12 protein-coding genes are annotated in these 24,854 nt (G+C 33.9%); 10 read left to right on the top strand and 2 right to left on the bottom strand.

Annotated elements, in window-relative coordinates; translation table 11 throughout:
• Positions 1 to 8 precede the first annotated feature (8 nt).
• The 10 genes from KQI76_RS04325 to KQI76_RS04280 all read left to right on the top strand — a co-directional run bounded on the left by KQI76_RS04325 (position 9) and on the right by KQI76_RS04280 (position 21,275).
• A complete protein-coding gene (locus tag KQI76_RS04325) occupies positions 9 to 893 on the top strand; it encodes a zinc ribbon domain-containing protein (RefSeq protein WP_216399085.1) in 885 nt (294 codons plus the stop codon).
• Between the two features lie 936 nt (positions 894 to 1,829).
• Positions 1,830 to 2,972: an LCP family protein gene (locus tag KQI76_RS04320; protein WP_216399084.1), complete on the top strand. Its 1,143-nt coding sequence runs from the start codon at positions 1,830 to 1,832 to the stop codon at positions 2,970 to 2,972.
• Positions 2,973 to 3,260: 288 nt separating this feature from the next.
• Complete coding sequence (locus tag KQI76_RS04315) at positions 3,261 to 4,847, top strand: acylphosphatase (protein ID WP_216399083.1); 1,587 nt, start codon at positions 3,261 to 3,263, stop codon at positions 4,845 to 4,847.
• Positions 4,848 to 4,867: 20 nt separating this feature from the next.
• Entirely contained in the window at positions 4,868 to 6,583 is a 1,716-nt protein-coding gene (locus KQI76_RS04310; protein ID WP_216399082.1) for an ATP-grasp domain-containing protein, read from the top strand.
• Between the two features lie 84 nt (positions 6,584 to 6,667).
• Positions 6,668 to 8,698 carry a hypothetical protein gene (locus tag KQI76_RS04305; protein WP_216399081.1) on the top strand — a complete coding sequence of 677 codons (2,031 nt, stop codon included), beginning with the start codon at positions 6,668 to 6,670 and terminating at the stop codon, positions 8,696 to 8,698.
• A gap of 74 nt (positions 8,699 to 8,772) precedes the next feature.
• Complete coding sequence (locus KQI76_RS04300; protein ID WP_216399080.1) at positions 8,773 to 10,938, top strand: CapA family protein; 2,166 nt, start codon at positions 8,773 to 8,775, stop codon at positions 10,936 to 10,938.
• 60 nt (positions 10,939 to 10,998) lie between these two features.
• Entirely contained in the window at positions 10,999 to 13,155 is a 2,157-nt protein-coding gene (locus KQI76_RS04295) for a CapA family protein (RefSeq protein ID WP_216399079.1), read from the top strand.
• A 561-nt stretch (positions 13,156 to 13,716) separates the two neighbouring features.
• The gene (locus tag KQI76_RS04290) at positions 13,717 to 16,635 is read left to right on the top strand and encodes a peptidoglycan-binding protein (RefSeq protein WP_216399078.1); all 2,919 of its coding nucleotides are present in this window, start codon (positions 13,717 to 13,719) and stop codon (positions 16,633 to 16,635) included.
• A 196-nt stretch (positions 16,636 to 16,831) separates the two neighbouring features.
• Positions 16,832 to 19,645, top strand: coding sequence for a peptidoglycan-binding protein (locus KQI76_RS04285; RefSeq protein WP_216399077.1), 2,814 nt, complete (start codon positions 16,832 to 16,834; stop codon positions 19,643 to 19,645).
• A gap of 211 nt (positions 19,646 to 19,856) precedes the next feature.
• Positions 19,857 to 21,275, top strand: a complete 1,419-nt coding sequence (locus tag KQI76_RS04280; RefSeq protein WP_216399076.1) for a sugar-transfer associated ATP-grasp domain-containing protein — start codon at positions 19,857 to 19,859, stop codon at positions 21,273 to 21,275.
• A gap of 88 nt (positions 21,276 to 21,363) precedes the next feature.
• Here KQI76_RS04280 and KQI76_RS04275 read toward each other — a convergent pair whose 3' ends face one another.
• A complete protein-coding gene (locus KQI76_RS04275; RefSeq protein ID WP_216399075.1) occupies positions 21,364 to 22,662 on the bottom strand; it encodes a cyanophycinase in 1,299 nt (432 codons plus the stop codon).
• Positions 22,663 to 22,956: 294 nt separating this feature from the next.
• On the bottom strand, positions 22,957 to 24,657 hold the full coding sequence (locus KQI76_RS04270) for a beta-L-arabinofuranosidase domain-containing protein (RefSeq protein WP_216399074.1): 1,701 nt from the start codon (positions 24,655 to 24,657) through the stop codon (positions 22,957 to 22,959).
• Positions 24,658 to 24,854 lie beyond the last annotated feature (197 nt).

Genomic DNA, 24,854 nt, shown 5'->3' with positions numbered 1-24,854 from the left:
GGATAACAATGTATTGCCCAAAATGTCAAACAGTAAACAATCCAGATTCAAAATTCTGTACGAACTGTGGTGCAAAGCTTGATCCAAAAGTTGAAGAAAGCAATATTCCACCCCTTGGTGCGAGTGAGCAAGTCGATCAAGACCAGGCAAATCTAGTTGAAACAAACGAGCAACTTACTCAACAACCAGCTAATCAAGTAGAAGAAAATGAGCAATTTGAACAAGAACCAAGCAATCAAATTGAAGAAAAACCACAGCCCACTGAACCAAATGAATTTGTTGAAAAGACAAAGGAAATTAGTAAAAACTATTGGTCATATGTATTAAATGCTTTAAAATCACCTTTTGAAGCTTCTAAACAAGTGACAAATAATCGAACTGATCTTATTAATAGTTTGATCACAGTTATTATTTTTTCTTTACTTACACCATTAATGATCTATTTTTCTTCATTAAAAGTGCCTAGATTCTTATATGAACCATCTTTTTTTGATACCGTCATTATTCCATTTTTTATTTATCTCATTGTTCTTGCGGCCCTCGTTGGGATCATCTTTGCTTGTGTCCAGCTAATGAAGGTAGAGATTGATATTTCATTAATTTTCACTCGCTTTGCAACCTTGCTAAATATCCCAGCTTGTTTAGTGCTCTTATCGATTATCCTGCTTGCCTTTAATGCTTATTTCATTAGTACCATACTCTTCTCTATCGGGTTAATCATGATAAGCTTGGTAAACATCGGAACAATGATCTCAATTAAAGAAACACACTATAAAAAAGGTGGACTTGATTTCATTTATGTAATCATCATTAATAACGCTGCAATCCTTCTTATCATCCTTTTATTAGGTGATGCCTTCATAGGTGAACTTTTCAACAGCTTCTTTTGGTAAATAGAAGCACAGTCACTGTCACAAGTTCGCCATATTGAGAGAAGATAACTTAAGTTATTTTTTTCTAGCTTGAAAAATTAGGATAATCACTTTAATCCTAAGCAGTGCTTATATGACAGGATCGGTATTCATCCAGGGATACCGATCCTTTTTCTATTCCAAGAAGTCCTCTAATCAACCCTTTTTATTTCTTCGATTCCTTTTTCACCACTAAGCTCTAGTGAATTGATTTCATTTATTTCTTTTTTATTACTAAAAAATGTTATGTTACTTTTTCCCTTTTCCTATTATTGCTTGGATTAATTAATATCCACAAGCTGTTCGGGGAAACTATCTATTATAGAGGAATTTACTTATCCGCATTCCGCTCATTTACAACTGTCGCTTGTTGTTTGCTTGATTCATTCAATGCTGTGCTAAATTTTTTGGGAAAGATTCAAACGGCATGATGCCTTGTGCGGTCGATCCATCTCCGAATAAGACTGGTTAAACAGAAAATTTAAACTGACTTTATCTAACAAGCAGACACCTACTTTTGAATGAATGACTTTACTACTTGACAATTGTTAGATTTCCTTCATAATCTCTATCTATCCTGCATTGTTTATCTGTAAGGACCCATTTAGTCTTACAAGGATAACCAACCGATTATGTAAAGAGATCAACTACCAGTAAAAAAATTTTTTTTGATGATTACAGTGGATGTTTAGCTTGCCTTAATCTGACAAAGATCATAAGATAAAGTAGTCCATTTGAACGATTTTTAGCATATCTTGTCACTTTTTCGGTAGCTAGACGACTAATCGATAAGTCGATTAAGTTCATTAAATTATTGTTACAAGCATGACTTTTACAAAAAAGCAATTTACCTTTTGGGTATTAAATAGTACAATGATTGATAGCGTAATTCATTTACTTATTTTAAGGGGATTAGGTATGAAAAAAGACAGTCAATATAAATCACGAAAAGTTAAACGTCGAATTAGAAAGAAACGAAGAAATAGGAAGTTATTATTTTTAATATTTGTACCATTATTACTATTGATAACCGCAACCTCTGTTTATGCATTTAATTTAATTAATAAAGCACAGAATACAGTGGATGAGTCCTATGAGGATGATGGTCGTGAGCATTCAGAACTAAGAGAATACAATGTTGATCCCGGTGTAGATCATGTATCCGTCCTATTTATTGGAGTAGATGAAAGTGAACACCGTGTCAATTCAGGGGACTCATTTAGATCAGATGCACTGATCTTAGCAACCTTAAACAAAGATGAAAATAGTGTAAAATTATTAAGTATTCCACGTGACTCATTAGTATATATCCCAAAGGTTGGCTATAATGACAAGATCACTCACGCCCATGCTTTGGGTGGACCGCTTGCCACAATTGGCGCCGTAGAACATACTTTTGATGTTCCAGTTGACTATTGGGTACGACTTAATTTTAATGCTTTTGTAGATGTTATCGATGCACTTGGTGGGATTGAATTCGATGTTCCTTACGAATTTACCGAATCAAATTCTGATGATAAAAGAGATGCGATTCACTTATACCCAGGTGTTCAACAGATTGATGGTGAAGAAGCTCTAGCCATTGTTCGAACAAGAAAGTTAGACAATGATATCGAACGTGGGAAACGTCAGCAACAAGTAATGGAAGCCATTCTAAATAAAGCTGTATCCTTAGGTTCAATTAATAAACTAGATAATGTCATTGAAGCTGTCGGAGATAATATGAAGACGAATCTGTTATTTAACGATATGATGGCATTCATCTCATATGGTATTTCAGGCAAACTTGAACTTGAAATGCTTAACTTAGAAGGAACTGATCTCTGGACAGATTATTACTATTATCAACTCGATGAAGAAAGTTTAGCAAAAACAAAACAAATTTTGCAACATCACTTAGGCTTAATCGACGAAAGCGAATTAACATTTGATTTAAATGAAGATGAGTCAACCACAACAGATGGCTCAACGACAACAGATGAAACACCAGGGGTAACAGAAACACCCGAAACAACTGAATCACCAGAGATAAATGGAACAACAGAAAACAATTGGGAGTAAGGAACTCACTTATCTTAATTTTAAAAAATTTACCTTACTAAGAATATCAATGGTGCTGAATTAAAATTTAGATATTAAAACAGTCCTGAAGCTTAGTTCAGGACTGTTTTTTTGAAGAAAACCTAACATATAGATAGCAAATTGACGGACATTCTAATTAACAGTAAAATGTGATTAGTAAAAGTTTGCTTTAGGTACCTTTACCTATTACAAAATTTAACATTTAATCGCCCGAAAAGGTAGGAGACTATCTTTCAAGTGGTAATAAAATAACGGAGGAAAATACTCATGACTGAAAACGAATTTAGATGGATGCCCCATCACGAAGGAGCTATTCCACCAGCCGGACAAGGAAAAAGAATTAGTACATATAATATCGCTTTAGAAGGTTGGCGCAGGGGACTAGATTTAGAATTCTATAGTGTGATTGAAGAAAAAAGTAAATTAAAATTAAGATATTCATTAAGCAATGGCAAGAAAAAGCATCATTTTCAACTCTCAATGGGTGATAAAGTTTCTCAAGAAGCATTTGATATTTGTGATGATAAAGACTTAACCAAACAATATCTAAGAAAACTAAACGTACCAGTCCCCGAAGGGAAAATGTTCACGAAAAATAGTAGTAAAAAAGAAATCGGTAATTATGCTGATCAAATCGGCTATCCAGTCGTCCTAAAACCGACTGATGGTAATGCTGGAAAAGGTGTTTTCGCAAATATTCAAACCCGTGAAGATTTACTTAATCTAGTTGATCATGTTCAAAATGAACTTGGGTATAAAGATATTCTTGTTGAAAAGTTTGTTGAAGGGAACGAATATCGTATTTACGTTTTAGACGATCAAGTTCTTGGTGCAATGATGCGCCGACCAGCAAGTGTATTGGGTGACGGTGAACACACGATCGCTCAATTGATTCACCAAAAAAATGAAATCCGGAGAACGAATCCCCATCTCACTAGTCGGTTGATTAAAGTTGACCGTGAAGTGGTTGATTTGCTTCATCGTTCTGGGTATACACTAAAATCAATTCCTGAAAAGGGAAAACGTGTTTTCTTACGATTCAAAAGTAATTTGTCAGCAGGTGGCGACTCAATCGATACAACTGATGATTTAACTCCTGAAATTAAACAAATTGTCATTGATGCAGGTAAGGCCATTCCCGGCTTAGCACACTATGGGGTTGATATGATCGTTGATCTTGAACGTAATACGGGAACGATTCTTGAAGTTAACGCTCGACCAGGTTTAGGTGGACATATGTTCCCTGTTGAGGGTACTCCTAGAGACTTTGCAGCCGAGATCATTGATTTTTATTTTCCAGAAACGAAAGGGATTGAACGCTCACCACTATTCTTTGACTTTGATGCTGTGATCGAACCAATTTTAACCCGTCAAACAAAAGTCTCTAAGATGGTAAAAACACCTGTCGGTCCATTCTACGGCATGGAGCTGTATATTTCCGGTATCGTCCAAAATGTCGGTTTTCAAGCATGGACACGTAGACAAGCATTAGATCGAGACTTACATGGTGATGTTGAGAACTTAGAAGATGGCAGAGTTCGAATTCGTGTCATGGGCACAGACAAAGACAGCTTGGATGAATTTAAAGCTGCTTGCTACTCAGGTCCCTACCGAGCAGAGGTCAGAGATGTAGAAGAACATGAATGGAATAAACCGCTTATGATTGGTTTTGAACGCGTCAAATCAATTAATAACTTAACGACTAGAGAAATTAAAAACCTTGCCAAGGAAAGAGAACGATTAGAAAGAGAAAGAGCAAAAGCAGTGCAAAAATACGAACGTCTGATTAATCGTCGAACATGGCGATACACTGAACCATTTAGAAAAGTTGCCAAGAAAGTGCTTAGAAAATAATCTTTATGGAGGTCGCCGATATGTTTAATAAAGAGCAATGGCTCGATCACTTAATTCATGCTACTCCTGTTGAGGGATATGGGAACAGAATGAGTATGTTCCTTATCTCTTTAGAAGCCTGGCGACGCGGAATTGATGTTAAGTATTATACGATTGATAATCCAGAAAATAAATTATTAGTTCGATATGCACTAAGCCATAATGGACGAACCATTCGTTTTAATTCATCATTGTCATACCAATTACCAGAGGCTACCTATAATCTTTGTCAAGACAAAGACCAAGCGAAAAAACGGCTAGCTGAATGTGGCATCCGCGTTCCTAAAGGAGAAAAACTTTCTAAAGATACTGAATTAGATGACTTAGCAAAGTTGGCAAATGCCTTAACCTATCCTGTTGTCATGAAACCAGTTAGTGAAAATGCAGGGCAAGGCGTATTCTCAAATATCACAGACGAACAAATGCTATTTGATGTCTTCGCCTATTTAACAGAAGAACTAAAATATGATGAGGTCATTCTGGAAGAGTTTATCCCTGGTGAAGAACATCGGATCTTAACCGTTGGAAATAAAGTTGTCGGTGTTGTTAAACGTGTACCGGCTAATATTGTCGGCAATGGGAAAGATACAATTAAGAAACTTATTAGGGAAAAAAATAAAAGCAAACAGTTTAATCCCGTCATTAGTAAAAAAACAATCGATATTGATAAAGAAGTCCAAAATCAATTAACAAAAGCTGGATATGAACTAGACGATATCTTAGAAGAAGGAAAACGTTTATACCTAAGATCAAAGTCTAATATCTCTACCGGTGGTGATCCAATTGATGTCATGGACGAGATCGATCCATCAGTCATTGAGATGAGTAAAAAGGCAACCGAAGCCATTCCAGGACTAGAACTTGCCGGCATCGATATGATGATTGATCCAGAAACAAATGAAAAAGCAATTATTGAAGTGAATACCCGACCAATGATCGGTCTACACGTCTTCCCTACCGAAGGGAAACCTAGAGATGTTGTGAAGGACATTGTTGACTTTTACTTTCCAGAAACAAAAGACATTGAACGATCCAGACTTTACTTTGACTTTGGAAAAGTAACAAGTAGCCTAGACGGGGTAGTAACTAAAGAAGTCGTACTACAAAGTATCATCCCAAAACCATACTTTGCAAAACGTTATCTCATTTCAATAGAAGAAAAAAGACAACAATTTCGTAGGGATATACGGAGGAATGCTTTAATTGAAGGATTATCTGGTTATGCTAAGAATGCAGGCCAAAACTATATAGAAGTGATATTAGCACACCCTATCGAAACAAAAGTAAATTCATTTTTTGCGACTTACTACCAAGATTCAAATTATACCTTTGACATTGAGGAAGAAGAAGTTTGGCAATACCCAGTTAGCATAGGTTTCACAACCGCCACACATAGTGACAATATTGTTTTAGCAGAAAAAATGATTAAAGATTCAAATGAAAAAATTAAAAAACTAAACAAAACACATCAAGCTGAAAAAGCACAAATGATTCAACAATTAGATGAGGAAAGAAGCCAAGTCTCAATATACAAAAAAGCCTTCATCAAGATTGAAAGACAAAAGAATACTTTGAAAGTAAACCAGAAAAAGCAAAAGACTATGTTAAATAAACAAAAACAAGAAATTGAAAAATTAAAGGAAGAATTAAATCGTAAATGGTATAGACGATTGATTAAGTCAAAGAGGATTCAATAGGATGTGGGAAATACCCCTCTCCCCTATTATAATCTATTTCTTTGAACTAAAAAAATAGCATCGTTAATTAAAGGAGGGATTTTTTTGGATAGGAGTAAAATGAATCATTACGAGATGGATAATACAAAGCTCATAGATCTATTTACAGGTTATTTTGAAAATATAAATATCCCAGTTAATAAAGTTGATTTGTATAGAATGATTAATATATCTGGTAGTAGGGCTTTTTTTATTAGGGCAGATTCAAGCGATCTAGGCTATATTGGAAAACAAATAGCACATGATAAGTTGTTACAGAAAGATTTTTTAAGAAAAGCAGGAATTTCTGTTGCGCAAAGTCAAGTATTTCTAGATACAGAGAAGGAACGAGCTAGAAATCTAGCGAAGGAACTATCCAGTTCTGTAGTAAAGCCCCTGCGGGGAAACCAAGCAAAAGGGGTGACTATAGGAGTTGAAACTGATTCAGAGTTTGATCTAGCTTGGGATGAAGCCTTAAGTGCTACAAGCTACAATAAAGTACTCGTTGAAGAAAACTTTCAAAATGGAACTTTAGCAAGGTATTTAGTCATCGATAACAAATGTATAGCAGTTGTTGAATTTACTAAACCTTTTGTCATCGGAAATGGTAAAGATACTATAGAAGAACTAATTAATCAGAAAAATGAACTCAGAAAACAAAATCCAAGTTTAAGTAAGGGACTTTTAAAAATAAATGAAACCTATCATAAAAATATAAAAGATCAAGGATTCACACTATCAAGTATCCCTAAATCTGGAACGAAGATTATACTTGACCACAAGGCTAATCCAAGAATTGGATCGGAAACTATCGATATTACGGATCGTGTTCACCCTTTGTTTAAAAAATTAGCAGAAGATGCTGCAAATGCTATTCCCGGTTTAACGATAACAGGAGTTGATTTATTAGCTCTAGACCATACAATTGAACCGCAGAAAGATAATTACAGGATTATTGAAATGAATAATCGTCCCGGTACAGGTGGACACATATATCCTTTATATGGTTATCCCAGAGATGTAATTAAAGCAATCGCAACTCACATATTAAATACGATTAAAATCGATCAACAAATCAATGAAGCAAGAAATATCAATCATTCTGCTGAAAATATACCAACGAACGGGGATTTATCCACTTTACAGTATGCTGAAAAACCTAATCAGTATAATGACATCATGCCATCTGAAACTGAATTGATTGCAAGTGAATTTGAAAAAGCCGGATACCACGGATCTTTTATCGGAAAGTATTTTGTTACCTCTATCGATGGAAAATCCATTGCATTTGATGGTTCACTTAGCTCCAATTTTTCATTCTTTGCTAAACAGCTATTAAAGAATCAATTTTGGGTCAGAAAATTTTTAAAACAAGATGGCTTGACTGTTATTGATGGGGGCTTATTTAAGAGTAATGCCAAGAAGAAAGCTACTGATTTTGCTGAAAAATTTAACATGCAGGTGCAATTAGAATATCAAAATAAAAAAATCTCGGTTTATTCACAGTCTGAATTTGAAAAGGCTTGGGAGGAATTATCAAAGTTATATGATCAGCACCAAATGAGAAGCGGTCGGAAAAAAAGAGGGATTTTGATCACTCGGTTATATAATAACGAAATAAAGTCTCGATATCTTATCATCCACGGTGAGTGTGTTGGGGTCATACAATACACACCATCTTCAACTGGTGGATTTGATACTTTTAATATTACACCTTATGCCCATCCCCAATATAAATATATTGCAGAAAAGGCAGCTAGAATATTTATCGGTATGGATATAGTTGGCGTAGATATTATTTCAAGTGATCATTCAAAGGACCCCGAAGAAGTCGGTTATGCAGTCGTAGGCCTTAAAGTAAATCCATCTATTCTGGAGTTCCATTATCCAAACCATGGGAAATCACAAAATATAGCTAAACTAATTGTCGAATCTACTATCAAATATGAGTCCCAGAAAAAGAAATTTAAAGAGATGCTTGATCCGATGAAAGAGGCAGATATAATGATTGAGCACATATTAAATGATCAAAAAAGTAGTGAAATGATACCCGTTCCAACTCATAAAGAGGAAAAAACTAGTATCATAAAAAAATAATAAGAAAAATAATAAAATAACAATTCTCTTCAAATTTATTGTATTGCATTCTAATAATAAAGGAGTTCTCACAAATGGGTAACGAAAAAGCTTATACAATATCTTTTGCAGGTGATACAAGTTTAGGTGAGTGGTATTTAAGAAAACCTGGGAAAGAGGATTTAGTTGATCGGTTAGAAAGTAATCCTTTATCCTTTTTTGAAGGTGTCAAACCTTTAGTTGAAAAAAGTGATTATTTTATTTTAAACTTAGAAACAGTTTTAGAAGACAGTCCCGAACAAATACTAGAAGGAAAGGAATACCCTAATTACGATCATCCAGATAGAATCTTAAAAGTTTTAGAAGACTTAGGTGTGTCAGCTGTTAGTCTAGCAAATAATCATACGATGGACTTTGGTGAAAAAGTATTATTGAAAACATTAAAACGTTTAAAAAAGGCAAAGATTAATACTTTTGGAGCTGGTAAAAATATAAAAGAGGCCTCCGCCCCACTTAAGATTTCACTTAAGGGTAAAAAGGGGAAGAAAAATGTCTACGTTTTTAATGGGATGCGTGCTGGGAAACGTTATCGTGAATATGGCTTTTTTGCAGAAGATAAAAAGCCTGGCGTAAATAGTTTACCGCAAAAGGGCTTATCCAAAGAGATTTCCGCTTTAAGAGAAAAAGACCCTGAGTCTATCATTATTGTATGCCCTCATTGGCAAGGGCTAGATTACAAATGGGCATCAGAACATTCAAGAATCCAAAAGAGATGTAGAGCTTTCGTAGATGCAGGAGCTAATTATGTTTTTGCTCATGGTACTCATATGTTAAATGATATTGAACAATATCACGGAGGAACGATTGCCTATTCAATTGGAAACTTTGTGTTTAACTCATCTGGACGATATAAAACTATGCAAGCTCCTCCCTACAGTTTTGTCATTAATATGGAGCTCAAAGAGAAAGCCGACGGAGAATGGGTTGTCAATAATAAACTGTATCCAATAATTACTGATAATAAAAAGACTAACTTCAATGTTCATTATTTACAAGAAAAGGAAATTATTGATTTTAAAAAACAATTCCCTATGAGCAAGATAAGAAAAACCAAGGAAGGTATAGCTTATTTGAAAGTAACTGATTTCTCAAATAAAGGGAATTCTCAGCTTTCTAAACCGATGCTTGAGTTATTAGATATCAACAGTACTACTGAGATTAAACAGATTAAAGATCAAAAAAGCTTTAATCAAACTGTAGATACCCTTTTAGAACTTAGAAGATTATTAGATGAAAAATACAAGCTAATTTATGAGGGATTAGATCGAAGTGAATATCTAAACAACCATAAAAAACAAGCCTTAGTAAAAATGAATTCGGTAATTGACAAAAACTATGTATCTCATAGATTTTTAAAGAAATACGAACGGACAAAGACTGATATTGATAATATATTTTCATTTCGTGAAATAGTGGTTGAAAAATCTAAATTAAGAAAAATGGGATACCAAGAATACTCATGGTGTTTGGATAACAAAATAGATGCTTATAAATTTGCTGATCGTGTCGGTTTCCGGAGACCAAAGACAGATTCTAAGGTTTATAAGCTTGAGGAATTACCAAATTTAACTCCCCCAATTGTCATAAAACCCGTTCGATCAACTGGATCCTTGGGGGTGTATTTAGTATTTAATGACAATAAAATTCTATCCGTACGTGAAGCTAAATACTTAAACAGTTGGGATGAGCTATTGAATGATGCAACAGAAAAGTTAAAGAAAAACATAATCAGAGCCGATAAATGGTTTATAGAGGAACTAATATTAGAAAACAAAGATTCAGAAATTGCAACAACTAATTTAAAATTCCACGTCTTCTATGGAAAAGTATTATTTGTTCAAGAAGAGTCCCCTGAACATTGGCATAAATACTGTTTTTGGGATGAAAACATGAACTTAGTGCAATTAGGCAAGTACGAAGATAAGTTTTATATGGGAAATGGCTTTAATAAAAAGGACTTGGAAAGCATTCAGTCATTAAGTTTGAAAATCCCTTCCCCATTTGCACGGATTGACACATTAATAGGTACAGATGGTTTAGTATTAGGTGAAATAACACCTAGAGTGGGCCAATTCCATACATTTAATGATGAGTGGGATAAAAAACTTGGCGAAGCATATGTAGATGCAGAAGCTAGAATTAAGAAAGATTTATTGAAAGGTAAAAAGTTCGAAGAGTTTTTTGATATATTCGAAGTCTAAATCAATATATCTTCTTAATTCAATCCAAAGTAATTTTTTCAATAAAAGGAGACATTACAATTGAGTAACGAGAAAACTTACACAATATCTTTTGCTGGTGATACAAGTTTAGGTGAGTGGTATTTAAGAAAACCTGGTAAAGAAGATTTAGTTGATCGGTTAGAAAGTAATCCTTTATCCTTTTTTGAAGGAGTTAAACCTTTAGTAGAAAAAAGTGATCATTTCATCTTAAACTTGGAAACAGTTTTAGAAAATAAGCCAAAGCAGGTTCTAGAAGGGAAAGAATACCCTAATTACGACCAACCGGATAGAACGCTAAAAGTTCTAAAAGACTTAGGTGTGACAGCAGTAAGTTTAGCTAATAATCACACAATGGACTTTGGTGAAAAGGTATTGCTAAAAACAATTAAACAATTGAAGAAGGAAAAGATTAATACTTTTGGGGCTGGTAAAAGTATCAAAGAAGCCTCCGCCCCACTTAAGATTTCACTTAAGGGTAAAAAGGGCAATAAAAATGTCTACGTCTTTACTGGCATGCGGGCTGGGAAACGGTATCGTGAGTATGGTTTTTTTGCAGAAGATAAAAAGCCTGGAGTGAATAATTTACCGCAAAAGGGCTTATCTAGAAAAATCTCTAGACTTAGAAAAAAGGATCCAGAGTCAATTATTATTGTATGCCCTCATTGGCAAGGACTAGATTATAAATGGGCATCAGAACATTCTAGAATCCAAAAAAGATGCAGAGCCTTTATAGATGCAGGTGCAAACTATATTTTTGCTCACGGAACACACATGTTAAACGATATTGAACAATATCATGGCGGTACAATTGCCTATTCAATTGGAAATTTTGTTTTTAACTCACCAGGTAGATATAGTAAGATGCAAGCACCACCTTATAGTTTGATAGTCAATATGGAGATTAGAGAAAATAACGATGGAACTTGGAGTGTAGATAATAAATTCTACCCTATAATAACTGATAATAAGGCTACTAATTTCAATGTTAAACATTTAGATAAAAATGATGTTGAAAGTTTTAAAAGCTACTTGCCCTTGAGTAAAATTAATAAAGACAATGATGATCTATTGTATATCAGTTCAACAACAGATACCGAAACATTAAAAGAGAGTTTTTTAGAAATATTCGATATTAGTAATATATCAAAGATAAAAGAAATTAATAACGTAGAAACTTTTGATAGTTATATTAATACTCTTGATAACTTTAATAGAACTTTAAATCAACAACTAAAAGTAATCTACGAAGGCTTAAATACCAGTACCTATATCAAAAAACATCAATATGATGGGTTAGAGAAATTAGCTTCTACAATTGATAAGGAATATGTATCCCATAATTTATTAAGAAAGTTTGAAAGAAATAAAGTAAAAGTGAAAAAGTCTTTTTCCTTTCGCGAAATAGTTGTAGAAAAATCTACTTTAAGAAAATCTGGATTCCCAGAATACTCATGGCAATTAGATAAAAAGAATCAAGCATATGCATTTGCTGATCGGGTTAACTTTAGAAGACCAAAAACAGATCCTAATATTTATAAACTTGAGGAAATACCCAAAAGTGATGAACCTATTGTGATAAAACCATTACAATCAACTGGATCTATGGGAGTATATTTGTTATTTAATCAAAATAAAATATTATCAGTTCGAGAAGCTATTTATTTAAATAGTTGGGAAGAAATGATAGAAGATGCTAAGTCGAAATTAGGAAAAAGCAATCTACTAAAAAAAGATGAATGGATGATTGAAGAGCTAATATTAGAAAATAAGAATTCTGAAATTGCAACAACCAATTTAAAGTTTCATGTTTTTTATGGTGAAATACTCTTTGTTCAAGAACAATCTCCTGAGCATAAATACAAGTACTGTTTTTGGGACAAAAACATGAATCTAATAAAAGTTGGTAGATATGATGATAAATTTTATATGGGGAATGGGTTTAATACAGAGGATTTAGAGAAAATAAAATCCTTAAGCTTAAAAATACCAACTCCATTTATACGAATTGATACATTAATTGGATCAGACGGTTTGGTTTTAGGTGAAATAACCCCTAGAATAGGAAAGTTCCATTTATTTAACGATGAATGGGATGAAAAACTAGGAAGAGCGTATAGAGAAGCTGAGGTTAGATTAAACAGAGATTTATTACAAGGGAAAAAGTTTAATGACTTTTTTAGTGTATTTGATATTTAAAGAAGTTAGTAAACATTATAGAAATTATAAATATTTAAAATCAATAGACTGTAAACAATAATTATTATTGAAAATACTATTTAAAGAAAAGATATCTAAACAGGTCTTAATTATTACATCCATAAAGTAATTCTCTTTTGCTCTGTGGTGCTAATTTGTTTGATTATTATATATCCTCTCCATTTATGAGATTAATATAATAAAAAAATAATTTGACTATAAAAGGTAAACATATTATACTAAAAACTCCGGTTGTTTACAAAGGTAGCATAAAACGGTAATAATCGGAGAAATTTATTCAATGCCGAAGTCGAATTAAAATGAGAGTTTCTAACTTAGAAATACTCGGAAACGAGACCTTGTCTTGTCCCCTCCTTCGCTTGAATTAAAATTTCATAAAACTTTATAACATTTGACTATCCGGATCCAACTGGATAGTCAATTTGTTTGTTTGATAGGTCTAAGTATTTAGGTGTATTAGGTGTTTATACCTTAATAAAAAGGCCTACAAACCGATAATAATATTATCGACAAATTTTATATCAAGGAGGTGAAACTAAAGTGAAGAAATTTACAATATTAATCACCGTTTTGTTTTTCCTCTTCCACTTTAGTCCACAAATAATAGAAGCTATTGGATCTGAAGAAACTCCCGATAATGACATGGAACAAACAATTATCGAGACAGATGATTCCGAGCGGTTAGAGGAAGAAACAAAAAGTGAGGAAGAAGAAACTGAACTAGAAAAAGATGGGGACATTGAATCACCCACGGAAGATCTAGAGCAAAATGATTTGGATATTGATGGTGATCAAGGAAGTACGGATGATCTTGATTCAATAAATTCCTTAGCCAAAAGTTCAGATGATAAAGTGATAGAGCTAAGAAATAAACTAAATCTATTGGGTTTTCCTACAAATGATGAGCCTGAAAGTAATTATGGCAAAAATACAGAAGAACAAGTTGGTAGATTCCAAGAATATTATCAATTGGATGCAGCAAGAGATCTTGATACCGTTTTAGACCAATTGGATTTCATATTGAATACTCCTTTTAAGCAAGGGGGAAAACATGATAATGTCGTAGAGTTAAAGAAAAACTTAGTCACTTTAGGATTTGGTAATTTTAAATTCAACAAGAATTATGGTTCTTCAACTGCAAAGGTTGTAGAAGAACTCCAAGACTACTACGGATTGGTTGTAAACGGAATAGCTGATCCACCTACTTTAGATAAGATCCAGGAAGTACTTAACAGCCCCTTAAGAGAAGGACAAGTAAACAAGGATGTTATCCAGCTAAAAAAAGATTTAGTCACCCTTGGCTTTGGCGACTTTAGCTTTAATCAAAACTATTTTTCTGGAACTACTAAAATCGTTAAGGAATTCCAAGCTTTTTATGAGCTAAGAGTTAATGGTATCGTTGATAGTCGAACCCAAGACAAAATCGATGAACTAATTAATACTCCGATGCAACGTGGAGATTATCGTAAAGATGTTATTATCCTTAAAGAGAAACTAGCTAAACTAGGTTTTGTGGTTTCTAGTAATCCAACACCACAATATGGATCTGCAACAGAGCGTAATGTGAAGGAATTCCAAGAATATTATGGATTAAATGATATTACAGGAATTGCAGATTCAAAGACAATAGAGAAACTAGATGAACTGCTAAATACTTCATTACAATATGGTGGACGTCATAAAGATGTCATCCAGTTAAAAAAAGATTTAGTTGTTTTAGGATTCGGTGATTTTAATTTTAATCAGAACTACTTAGGTAAAACCGTTGAGAAGGTAGAGGAATTTCAGGCATACTATGGTCTGAGAGTTAACGGAATTGCGGACTCTCGTACTTTGCAAGAAATAAATAAGATTCTTAGTAGCTATTTACAAGAAGGACAAGTTCACGATGATGTGATTGAATTAAAGAAAAATCTAGTAACATTAGGATTCGGTAATTTCACATTTAATAGAAATTATGGTTCTACCACAGCAGCTACTGTTAGAGAGTTTCAAGCCTTTTATGATCTAAGAGTAAATGGTATTGTTGATCTCCCAACACAAGAAATGCTTAATAAATTAATTAGTACGCCTATGCAACGTGGTGATTATCGTAAAGATGCGATTATCCTTAAAGAGAAACTTGCCAAACTTGGGTTTGTTGTATCAAGTAACCCAACACCGCAATATGGCTCATCAACAGAGCGTAATGTGAAAGAGTTCCAGAAATATTATGGACTGGCTAATGTAACAGGAAAAGCAGATCAAGATACTTTAAAGAAATTAGACGAACTTTTATCAACACCATTACAACGTGGCGGGCGAGATAGTTCAGTTATCGACTTAAAGAAGGATCTTGTCGCATTGGGTTTTGGCTCGTTTAATTTTAATCAAAACTATGGATCTTCTACAGAAGCAAGTGTGAAAGAGTTCCAATCATATTATGGATTAAAGGTGAATGGTATTGCAGATCCACCTACCTTAAATGAAATGCTGAATGTCTTAAATAGTCCATTCAGAGAGGGACAAGTCCATGATGATGTTATCCAACTTAAAAAGGATTTAAATAAATTAGGATTTGGTAACTTTTCCTATAATAAAAATTATTTCTCTACAACTGCTCGAGTTGTAGGTGAATTTCAAGAGTACTATGGATTAAAGGTAAATCAAATTGCAGACCAACGCACCTTAGATAAAATTCAGGAAGTACTAAATAGTCCATTAAGAAAAGGCCAAAAGAATGACAGTGTTATCAAACTTAAAAAAGACTTAAATTCATTAGGCTTTGGTAATTTTAACTTTAATAATAACTTTGGCTCAACAACAGAAAGTGTTGTCAAGCAATTCCAGAAGTCTTATGGTCTAGTTGTTAACGGGATTGCAGATGAAGTTACTTTAAGAAAACTGCAAGAAGAAGTTAATAAAAAAGTTGTTAAAATATTCTTAGATCCTGGTCATGGTGGAAAAGACCCCGGTGCTTCAGCTTATGGTTTACTAGAAAAGAATGTTGTTCTCGATATTGCTTTAAAAACAGCAGACATATTAACTACACAGTATATAGGTGTAGATGTTAAATTATCCAGAAAAACCGATAAGTTTATAGAGCTAGTAGATAGAGCAAAAATGGCAAATAATTGGGGAGCAGATTATTTTGTTAGTTTCCATACTAATGCTTATAATGGTTCTGCTAATGGTTTCGAATCTTATATCTTTAATGGTGGTGTATCGTCTACAACAAAACAGAAGCAAAAAGATATTCACACTTACCTAATTAATAGAATTGGTACAAATGATAGAGGGATGAAACAAGCAAACTTTAGTGTATTACGTAATACAAATATGCCTGCATTATTGGTAGAATACTTGTTTATTGACAATGCTACAGAAAATACTCTACTAAAAGATAAGAGTTATCGTAATTGGCTTGGTCAAATAACTGCTGAAGCCATTGCTCAATCATATGGTCTGAAAAAGAAATAAGGTCTTTAGTATTATATTACTTTTATTACAGATAAATTAAGATGTCTTTACATAAAAAAGACATCTTTTTTATTATAAAATTTGAAAAAAATAGATTTATAAATTGCGAATATCCTTGAATTATAGGACTATTTATCGCATAATGTAGTAGTAATAATGTAGCATTAAAAATTGTACATAAGGAGGTGAAACTAAAGTGAGAAAATCTATCATACTAGTTATATCGTTGCTCTTCATATTTCACTTTAGTACACAAACAATAAAAGCAAATGAAAATGAGGAATCGTCAGAGGATGTAACTGAGGAAGTGGATAAATCTAATTCAGAAGAAGAATATTTAGATGACTCTAATGAAGAAACAACAATCAACGAAGAAGAAACTACTACCGAGGTTGACACTTCTACGAATGATTTAGCTGAGGAAAGTTCAAATAATGATGAGGATCAGATTAACGAAGATAATAACAAGTCCACAGATACATTATCTATAAATAGTAAATCTGATGATAGGGTTGAAGAACTAAATAAAAAGCTAAAAACACTAGGTTTTACAACAACTGATAAACTAGAAACAACAATTAAAGAATTCCAATCATATTATGGATTCGATAAAGTCAGCGATCTTGATAAAGTCTTAAAACAAGTAGATTCCGTACTTGATACACCCTTTAAAAGTGGTGGGCGACATAAAAAGGTCATTCAATTAAAAGAAAATCTAGTAGCCTTAGAATTTGGCGATTTTGTATTTAATGAAAACTACGGATCAAAAACAAAGAAAGTTGTTAAAGAGTTTCAGAAGTATTATGGCTTAAAAGTCAATGGGATTGCGGACAACCCTACATTAGCATTACTAGATTCAATTTTAGATACACCTCTTAAACTTGGTGGACGTGATGAATCTGTTACCCAATTAAAAAAGGATCTCGTTACATTAGGCTTTGGAGACTTTAATTTTAATAAAAATTATGGCTCTTCAACTGAAGCGACAGTAAGGGAATTCCAGAAGTTTTATGACCTTAAAGCTCATGGGGTTGTAGATCATTACACTCAAGATAAGTTAACTAGTTTATTAGAAACACCAATGCAACGTGGCGATTATCGTAAAGATGTCATTATCCTAAAAGAAAAGTTAGCTAAATTAGGCTTTGTTGTTTCAAGCAATCCAACACCACAATACGGACCTGCGACAGAACGTACTGTAAAAGAGTTTCAGGAGTATTATGGACTAAGTAAAGTCTCAGGTGTTGCTGATCAGGCCACTATTAGTAAGCTAGATGAACTCGTATCAACTCATCTCCAAAAAGGGAATCTTCATGATGATGTTGTCTTGTTAAAAGAAAAGTTAGAAAAACTGGGCTTTGGTAATTTTTCTGGTAATAGAAATTTTGGTTCAGCTACGGAAAAAGCTGTAGAGGATTTACAAAAGTACTATGGACTAAGAGTCAATGGAATAGTAGATGATCGAACCAGTACAAAGATAGACCAAGTTTTAAACAGTCCACTTCGAAAAGGGCAATCCAATGATGATGTTGTCACACTAAAAGAAAACTTAGAAAGACTAGGTTTTGGTTCCTTCAGTGGAAATAAGAATTATGGTTCTGCAACTCAGGCAGCAGTTGAGGAATTCCAAACATATTATGGATTAAGAATCAATGGAATCGCAGATGAACGTACTTTATCTGAAATAGAAAAAATACTAAATAGTCCGCTAAGAGAGGGACAAGTCCATAAAGATGTTATTCAACTTAAAAAGGATTTAGATAAGTTAGGCTTTGGTAACTTTAGTTTTAACAAAAACTACTTCTCAACGACTGCTAAAGTTGTAGGTGAGTTCCAAGAACACTATGGCTTAAAAGTAAACCAAATTGCAGATCAGCCTACCCTTGATAAAATCCAATCGATCTTAAAAAGCCATTTAAGAAAAGGGCAAAAGAATAAAGATGTTATTCAGTTAAAGAAGGATTTAGTCAAAATCGGATTTGGAGACTTCAAGTTTAATAATAGTTTTGGCTCGACTACTGAAAGTGTTGTAAAGGAATTTCAAGAAGCTTATGGTCTTCCAGTCAGCGGTATTGTTGATGAAGTGACTCTAGCATTAATTAAAGACCTGGCTAAATCAATCAGGTATACAAACTATAACCTTACTTTGAATGAAGCACTAAACATTCAAATGAAAGCTACCCCACAGACAGACTTGAAATATGCTTATGTGTCAACAGATTATGTCAGTAAAAGTGGTAAAGTAACTGTATCTTCAACAGGAAGCTTAAATGTTAGAAGTGGACCAAGGACATCAAGTAATGTAATTGGTAACCTTAAACAAGGGGATAAAGTTAATATTATTAGTGAAGTGAATGGTTGGTATCAGATTGAACATTCAAGTTCAGGATGGAGAGATGCTGCTCGTTCTGATGTGAAATATTATTTGAATCCAAGCAACTTCCAAAATAATGAAAAGCAAATGTTCCAATTCCTCGATTTATCCAGACTTAGCGGTGCGAATGCATCACTACTGAATGGCTATTTAAGAGGAAAAGGAATACTAAATGGTATGGGACAAGCCTTTATTGATGCAGGGAGAATTCATGGTGTAAATGATGTTTACTTACTGTCACACGCCCTTCTTGAAACGGGACATGGAAACTCTCAATTAGCCAGAGGTGTTAAGATTAATGGTAAGACGGTGTATAACATGTTTGGAATTGGTGCAGTCGATAGCTGCCCTGTAGAATGTGGTGCACAGAGAGCATATGACGAAGGCTGGTTTACTCCAGAAGCCGCTATCATCGGTGGTGCACAATTTATCGGAAATAATTATGTAAAATCCGGCCAAAATACACTATACAAAATGCGTTGGAACCCTGATGCAATGGCTAAAAAGGGATCTGCTTCACATCAATATGCAACAGATATTGGTTGGGCTTCAAAGCAAGTGAATTCAATCTATAATCTCTATAATGATATTGGAGTGAACACATATTTCTTTGACATACCGGAATATTTAAAATGATCAGTTGGCGTTAATATTTGCTAGTCTAGTTCTCTTTGTAGGGCTAGACTAGTTTTTCGCTTTAAAAAAGAGTAAAATTATAAGTAACTGTTTTATAATGATGAAATGTTTGATTGGCTATGAACCTCCCCCCATCAATTCTATTCATCAAGTAGAATTCATTTAAACAAACTTAGCTAATTTATTTAGATAATATAAGGAGCATAAAAAAATGGATACAGAAACAATTAAAGATTTATCTGTATATAGTGATTTAGGAATAAACACGAAGACTAATAATTTTATTAAGTGGTATAATAACGGCTTATTTAATGATGTTGATGAGAACTTTGTTACAGAAGTTCAAGATTACTGGTTAAAAAATTATAATAAGAAGATAAACCCATATATACATATAGCCTTTATGAATTTAACTGGCAGAAAAGACACACGATTAATCCCACAGGATATTATGCGAAAAGAAATCCTGCCTGTATTTAATGATTATGATAAATCACCTTTTTATGGGGATAAAAATCTTTACGATATTGTAATCAATCCAGCCCGTTCTGTTGAAACAGTCTTGAGAAATATTAACGGAAATTACTTCGATACAAACCATGAAAGCATTAGTTTTGCCAAGGCTAATGATATTTTATTAAGTCATGATCGTGAGCTAATTATTAAGCCTAGCCAAACAAATAACGGAACTGGGATTGAAAAGATCCGTATAGAAGGTCAACATATCTACTTTAAGGGTGAAACCGTAAGTTTTAAATATTTAGAAGAAGTTTATGAAGAAAATTTTATGATTCAAAAGGTTATCCAGCAACATCCAAACATGGCTGCACCGCACCCAGCCTCAGTAAATACTCTTAGAATGGTTACCTTCAGATGGAAAAATGAAATAAAGCTTTTACTAACCTTTGCACGTTTTGGTAGCGGTGAGGATATAAGGGATAATGGTGATGTAGATACAAGTCCACGTATTGCTGTCTCTGATTCAGGTGAGTTTTCTAAAATTGGATTAAGTCAGAATGGACAAACATTCACCCATCATCCTACTACTGGATTCTGCTTTGCTGATCTTGAACCCATCCCGAACTTTGATGAATTCAAACAATTTGTGATTGATTGTCACAAGAAGATTCTTCATTTGAACTTTGCTTCATGGGATATTGTGATTGGTGAGGATGGGAAACCAATTTTCCTAGAGGTAAACTTTGGAGGATCAACATCGTTTTATCAATTGGTTACCCAAAAGCCAATCTTCGGTGATTTAACTGAAGAAGTGCTTGAATATGTCAGCGCAGAATTGCAAAGAAAAGAACCTGTACTTATGTTACGTCATAGAAGACAGATTGCGGAAAGAGAAGCAAAAAGACAAGAAAGAGAAATGAAAAAGAAAGATCGAGAGTTATCTCGCCGTAAACAGACCATAAAAGAACTGGAAGAAAAGAATAAAAAGTTGAAAAAACAAAGGCGAGTGCTTAAGGAAAAGTTAGAGGCTAAGGAAAATGAGCTCAAACGAGCCAAAAAGAAGCATAGTAAAGAAGTAAAAATACTCAATGAAAAATATAAGAAGATAATCAATAGTAAAAGCTATCGATATACGCGCCCTTTACGAAAATTAGCTAATTGGTTCAAATAAACGATGATTTCTACTCTATCGTTTTAAAAAGACTGCTTTTATGTCTTATAAATACAGAACCTCAAGGATCTCCTTGAGGTTCTGTTTATTATGAATCTTGCATAACGGGTTCAAAATCAACATATAAGCCCGTATATGAAATCGTTCGTTTTCCTTTTTCATCAATATAATAGGCCTGGGTTTCTTCTGATTTATTGAAAGTAACCTTGTATTTAAATTCTTTCGTTGGTACATATCCATAAGCAGTGTCCTGATCATATGTATTAACGAGATTAAATGCAGTATTAATAAATTCGCTACGCCCATTTTTACGTGTGCTAAATATATTTTCAGAAGGGGTTAATTCACCTCTGTAAACTTCATTGTTACGAATATTGCTTTTATCTGAACAGAATATAACTTTCTCCTTCTTAGGTAGATATTGATCTCCATTAGTTAGATAAGTCGCGTGAACATCATTGATTAACCATAACTTTAATTCATTCATGCTTGTTGTAGCCCTAAATAGGTTGAAAATTTGTACACCATTTTGACCGATCACTTCCATTTTTGCATGTGGTTTGTTAGCCTTTGTCACAACAAGTGCAGTTGCCTCGTCAATACCATATACCATATCACATCCGGTTGAGGAAGCTAGGCGAATAGCACGTCCTTCACGTCCACGCTGGGAAAAGTGTGAATCGATAATTCCAAAGTCAAATAGATTGAAGCCACCATTAATTAAATATTGCAAAGTGGAGCGATCATATTTTTCTTTTTTTAATTGCGGTCCTTCAAGTACAGCAAAGTTACTCTTCCCTCTTACAATCATAATTTCTGAGGATTGAACAACTGCACCAGCTGAGGTGCCGGCAATTACTATACCGCCTAATCTAAATTGGTCCCGAATCTCCTTCAATATTAAACTATCCACCTGCTCACCATCTGCATTGCTTCGATAAAATAATTCGGTATATTGATCTTGTTTTCCCCCACAAAAAAAGAAACAAGTAAATTCACCTTCAGCAATCCGTTGGGCCCACTTGCTGTCATTGGCAACTCTTTTATTGGCTAAATCGATAGGAATCCACTCTGCATCAATTCCATACTGCTTGAAGCGCTCAATATAAGTTTTAGCGACCATTTTACTGTTCTTTGCCTTCGGGTCATTACATCCCCCTACTTCAGAATCGCCCCTTTCTTTACAATCCCAGTCATATGGTTTACTAGCAGAGGTAATGATCGCGATCTTACCATTTTCCCCACCAGATAATTCAACGATTTTCTTATAAATAGCATCTGCATGTTCACCAGTTCCTGTTTTGCCGCCAAGTAAAACTAGGCTACTATTCCTTTTTAAACCGACTGTAGATCCTATTTTCTTCATAACAGATTTTAAAGAATACATAACGATACGCTCTCCCTTCTTATTAAATCATCATAGGTACGTCATACTTGTAGCAATGGTAAAACAGATAGAAGAAACCCTATACTAGGGTAATGAAACTTCATATCGTGGCATATCTTCTCCTAGTCCATCTTAGCTAAACAAACCGGACTTTTACTAGTCTTTATCTTTAATTTAAGTGTCTCACTAGCTTTACTATCGTCTTTTTATTCCAGACTTTCAATAAAAAAAGTAGTATAATATACAGATTGCTAATATTATACTACTTGATAATCCCCTAATGATTAACAGGTTTTATTTATAATGTTTCATAATGTTGTAATAGGAGATAAAGCTTGAAATATTATGTTGTGTATAGTCATTTCTAATTTCGTAATTTGTAAGACTGGCATGAACAGCACCTAAACAAAATCTCTTATTATCGTAGTACATAACAGATTCGGGCTTGAAGTGCATTTGCAATTGGAACTTAATCGCTTCTTCTATCGCCTTTTTATATTGTGCAGCCTTTTCAGGATAATTAAAGTCATGAGCTAATCTAAAGGCCGCACCTAGTCCTTCACTTCTACATGCAGTCGGAGTTGAAGGTGCTTTAGAATGTGAGTCAAATGATCCAATCCATTCTTGATCGAACTTCTCCAGGTCAAAGCGTTGAATCTTCAAGATTGCTTCAGCTATAAAGAATGAGTGTTTGAGATACATTTCTTTTGGTCGCTCACGGTATAGATCATTTAATCCATATAGGAGCCAGTGGTCATGAGCAATCGTATCTAAATCCGCTTCAACATCTCTCTCATTAATCAGATAATTAGCTTCATTCTCTGCTAAATCCAGCCACTTCTCATTTTTATCAATTTGATAAAGTCTACATAATGCCAAGATGGCTTCGCCTGGATAATAATGTGAGGTAAAACCAGAATCCTCGCCAGTAGAGAAAATTTGCTTATGGATGGCAAATTTACCTGTCTCATCTTGAAGTTCTCCCATCCATGTTGCCATACTCTGCATCAGTGGAACATATTGCTTATCACCAGTAATCTGTGTATACTTTGCTAATGCAACAACAGAAAGGCCATTTCCACCTAATTTAGCTGCATCTTTTTCAACAATTACTTGTGCCTTTTTCCCATTGATTTCTGTTGTTTCTACTTTAGTTAACAAATATTTAATCGCTCTTTCTATCGCTCTCATTAAGCCGTCATTTGGCATTAATTCATAGGTTTCGAGCATGGAATATGTTGTCCCAGCATGTCTTAGAATATTGTATCTTGCTGGTACAGTATTATCTTCTGGGTGGTAAATATAAGCAAATTTCCCTTTTGAATTAACAGCTTGTTTAAAATAATTATTTCTTGTTAGTTTAATTGCACTCCATAAATCTTTCCGTGTTAATTTCTCATACCTTCTATGACCTCTAAAGAGTGGGAAGGCGTCTTTCTCATCAACAAACCATGACTCTGTTCTAAACTTATATAAGTTCATAAATTGAGACGTGAGCAGTTTCTTCACTAGATTTTGTTGATCAAGTAAAAAGTGTTTTTCAAATGCAGCAAAAACATGGTTAGGTTGAAGCCGTCTTCTCTGAATCATTTTGTATGCTTCTACTTCTTCAGGTAAGAAGGCTGCAGAGAAATCCTTGCTTAACAATAAGCCATCTTCTCCACGACGGTATTTTATCTCATTCGTTCTAATATTAATTCGACTCTTGTTCTTACTTCTTAAAACTGGGAAGACATCTGTTACAATATCTAATTTTATTGATACTGGTTTAAAATTGCTAGTGAGCTTTTCTCTATATTGATTAATTGCCTTATTTAAGGCGATTTCCAAGGTCTCCCCTTTCCCAGTCGTCACATAGGAACGTGAATAACCATTATCAATCGAGAGTAATACAACTAGCTCGTTGTCTTCGTTTTTGTAATACTTCTCTTCATTAAAATCGGAAATCGACACTTCATCCTTATTGTCTATGATGACATCATATAAATTCCTCATCATGTTCTCCACATAAAACACCTCTTTTTTTCAATAAATTTTTTAATTCATGCTTACAAAGATAAGACTAAAAGTAGATTTGACTTAAAAACTATGTATTAGAAACAATACACGATCATGATCTTTTCTTAGTTAAGAAGATCCAGCATTTAATGTTAATTTCCACAAGCCAATCTCCCCCTATAAACCCCATTTGT

The sequence above is a fragment of the Amphibacillus sp. MSJ-3 genome (genome assembly GCF_018919165.1).
GTDB lineage: Bacteria > Bacillota > Bacilli > Bacillales > Amphibacillaceae > Amphibacillus.
The sequence above is the reverse complement of the archived record's forward strand: the minus strand, read 5'-3'. Positions and strand labels throughout refer to the sequence as shown.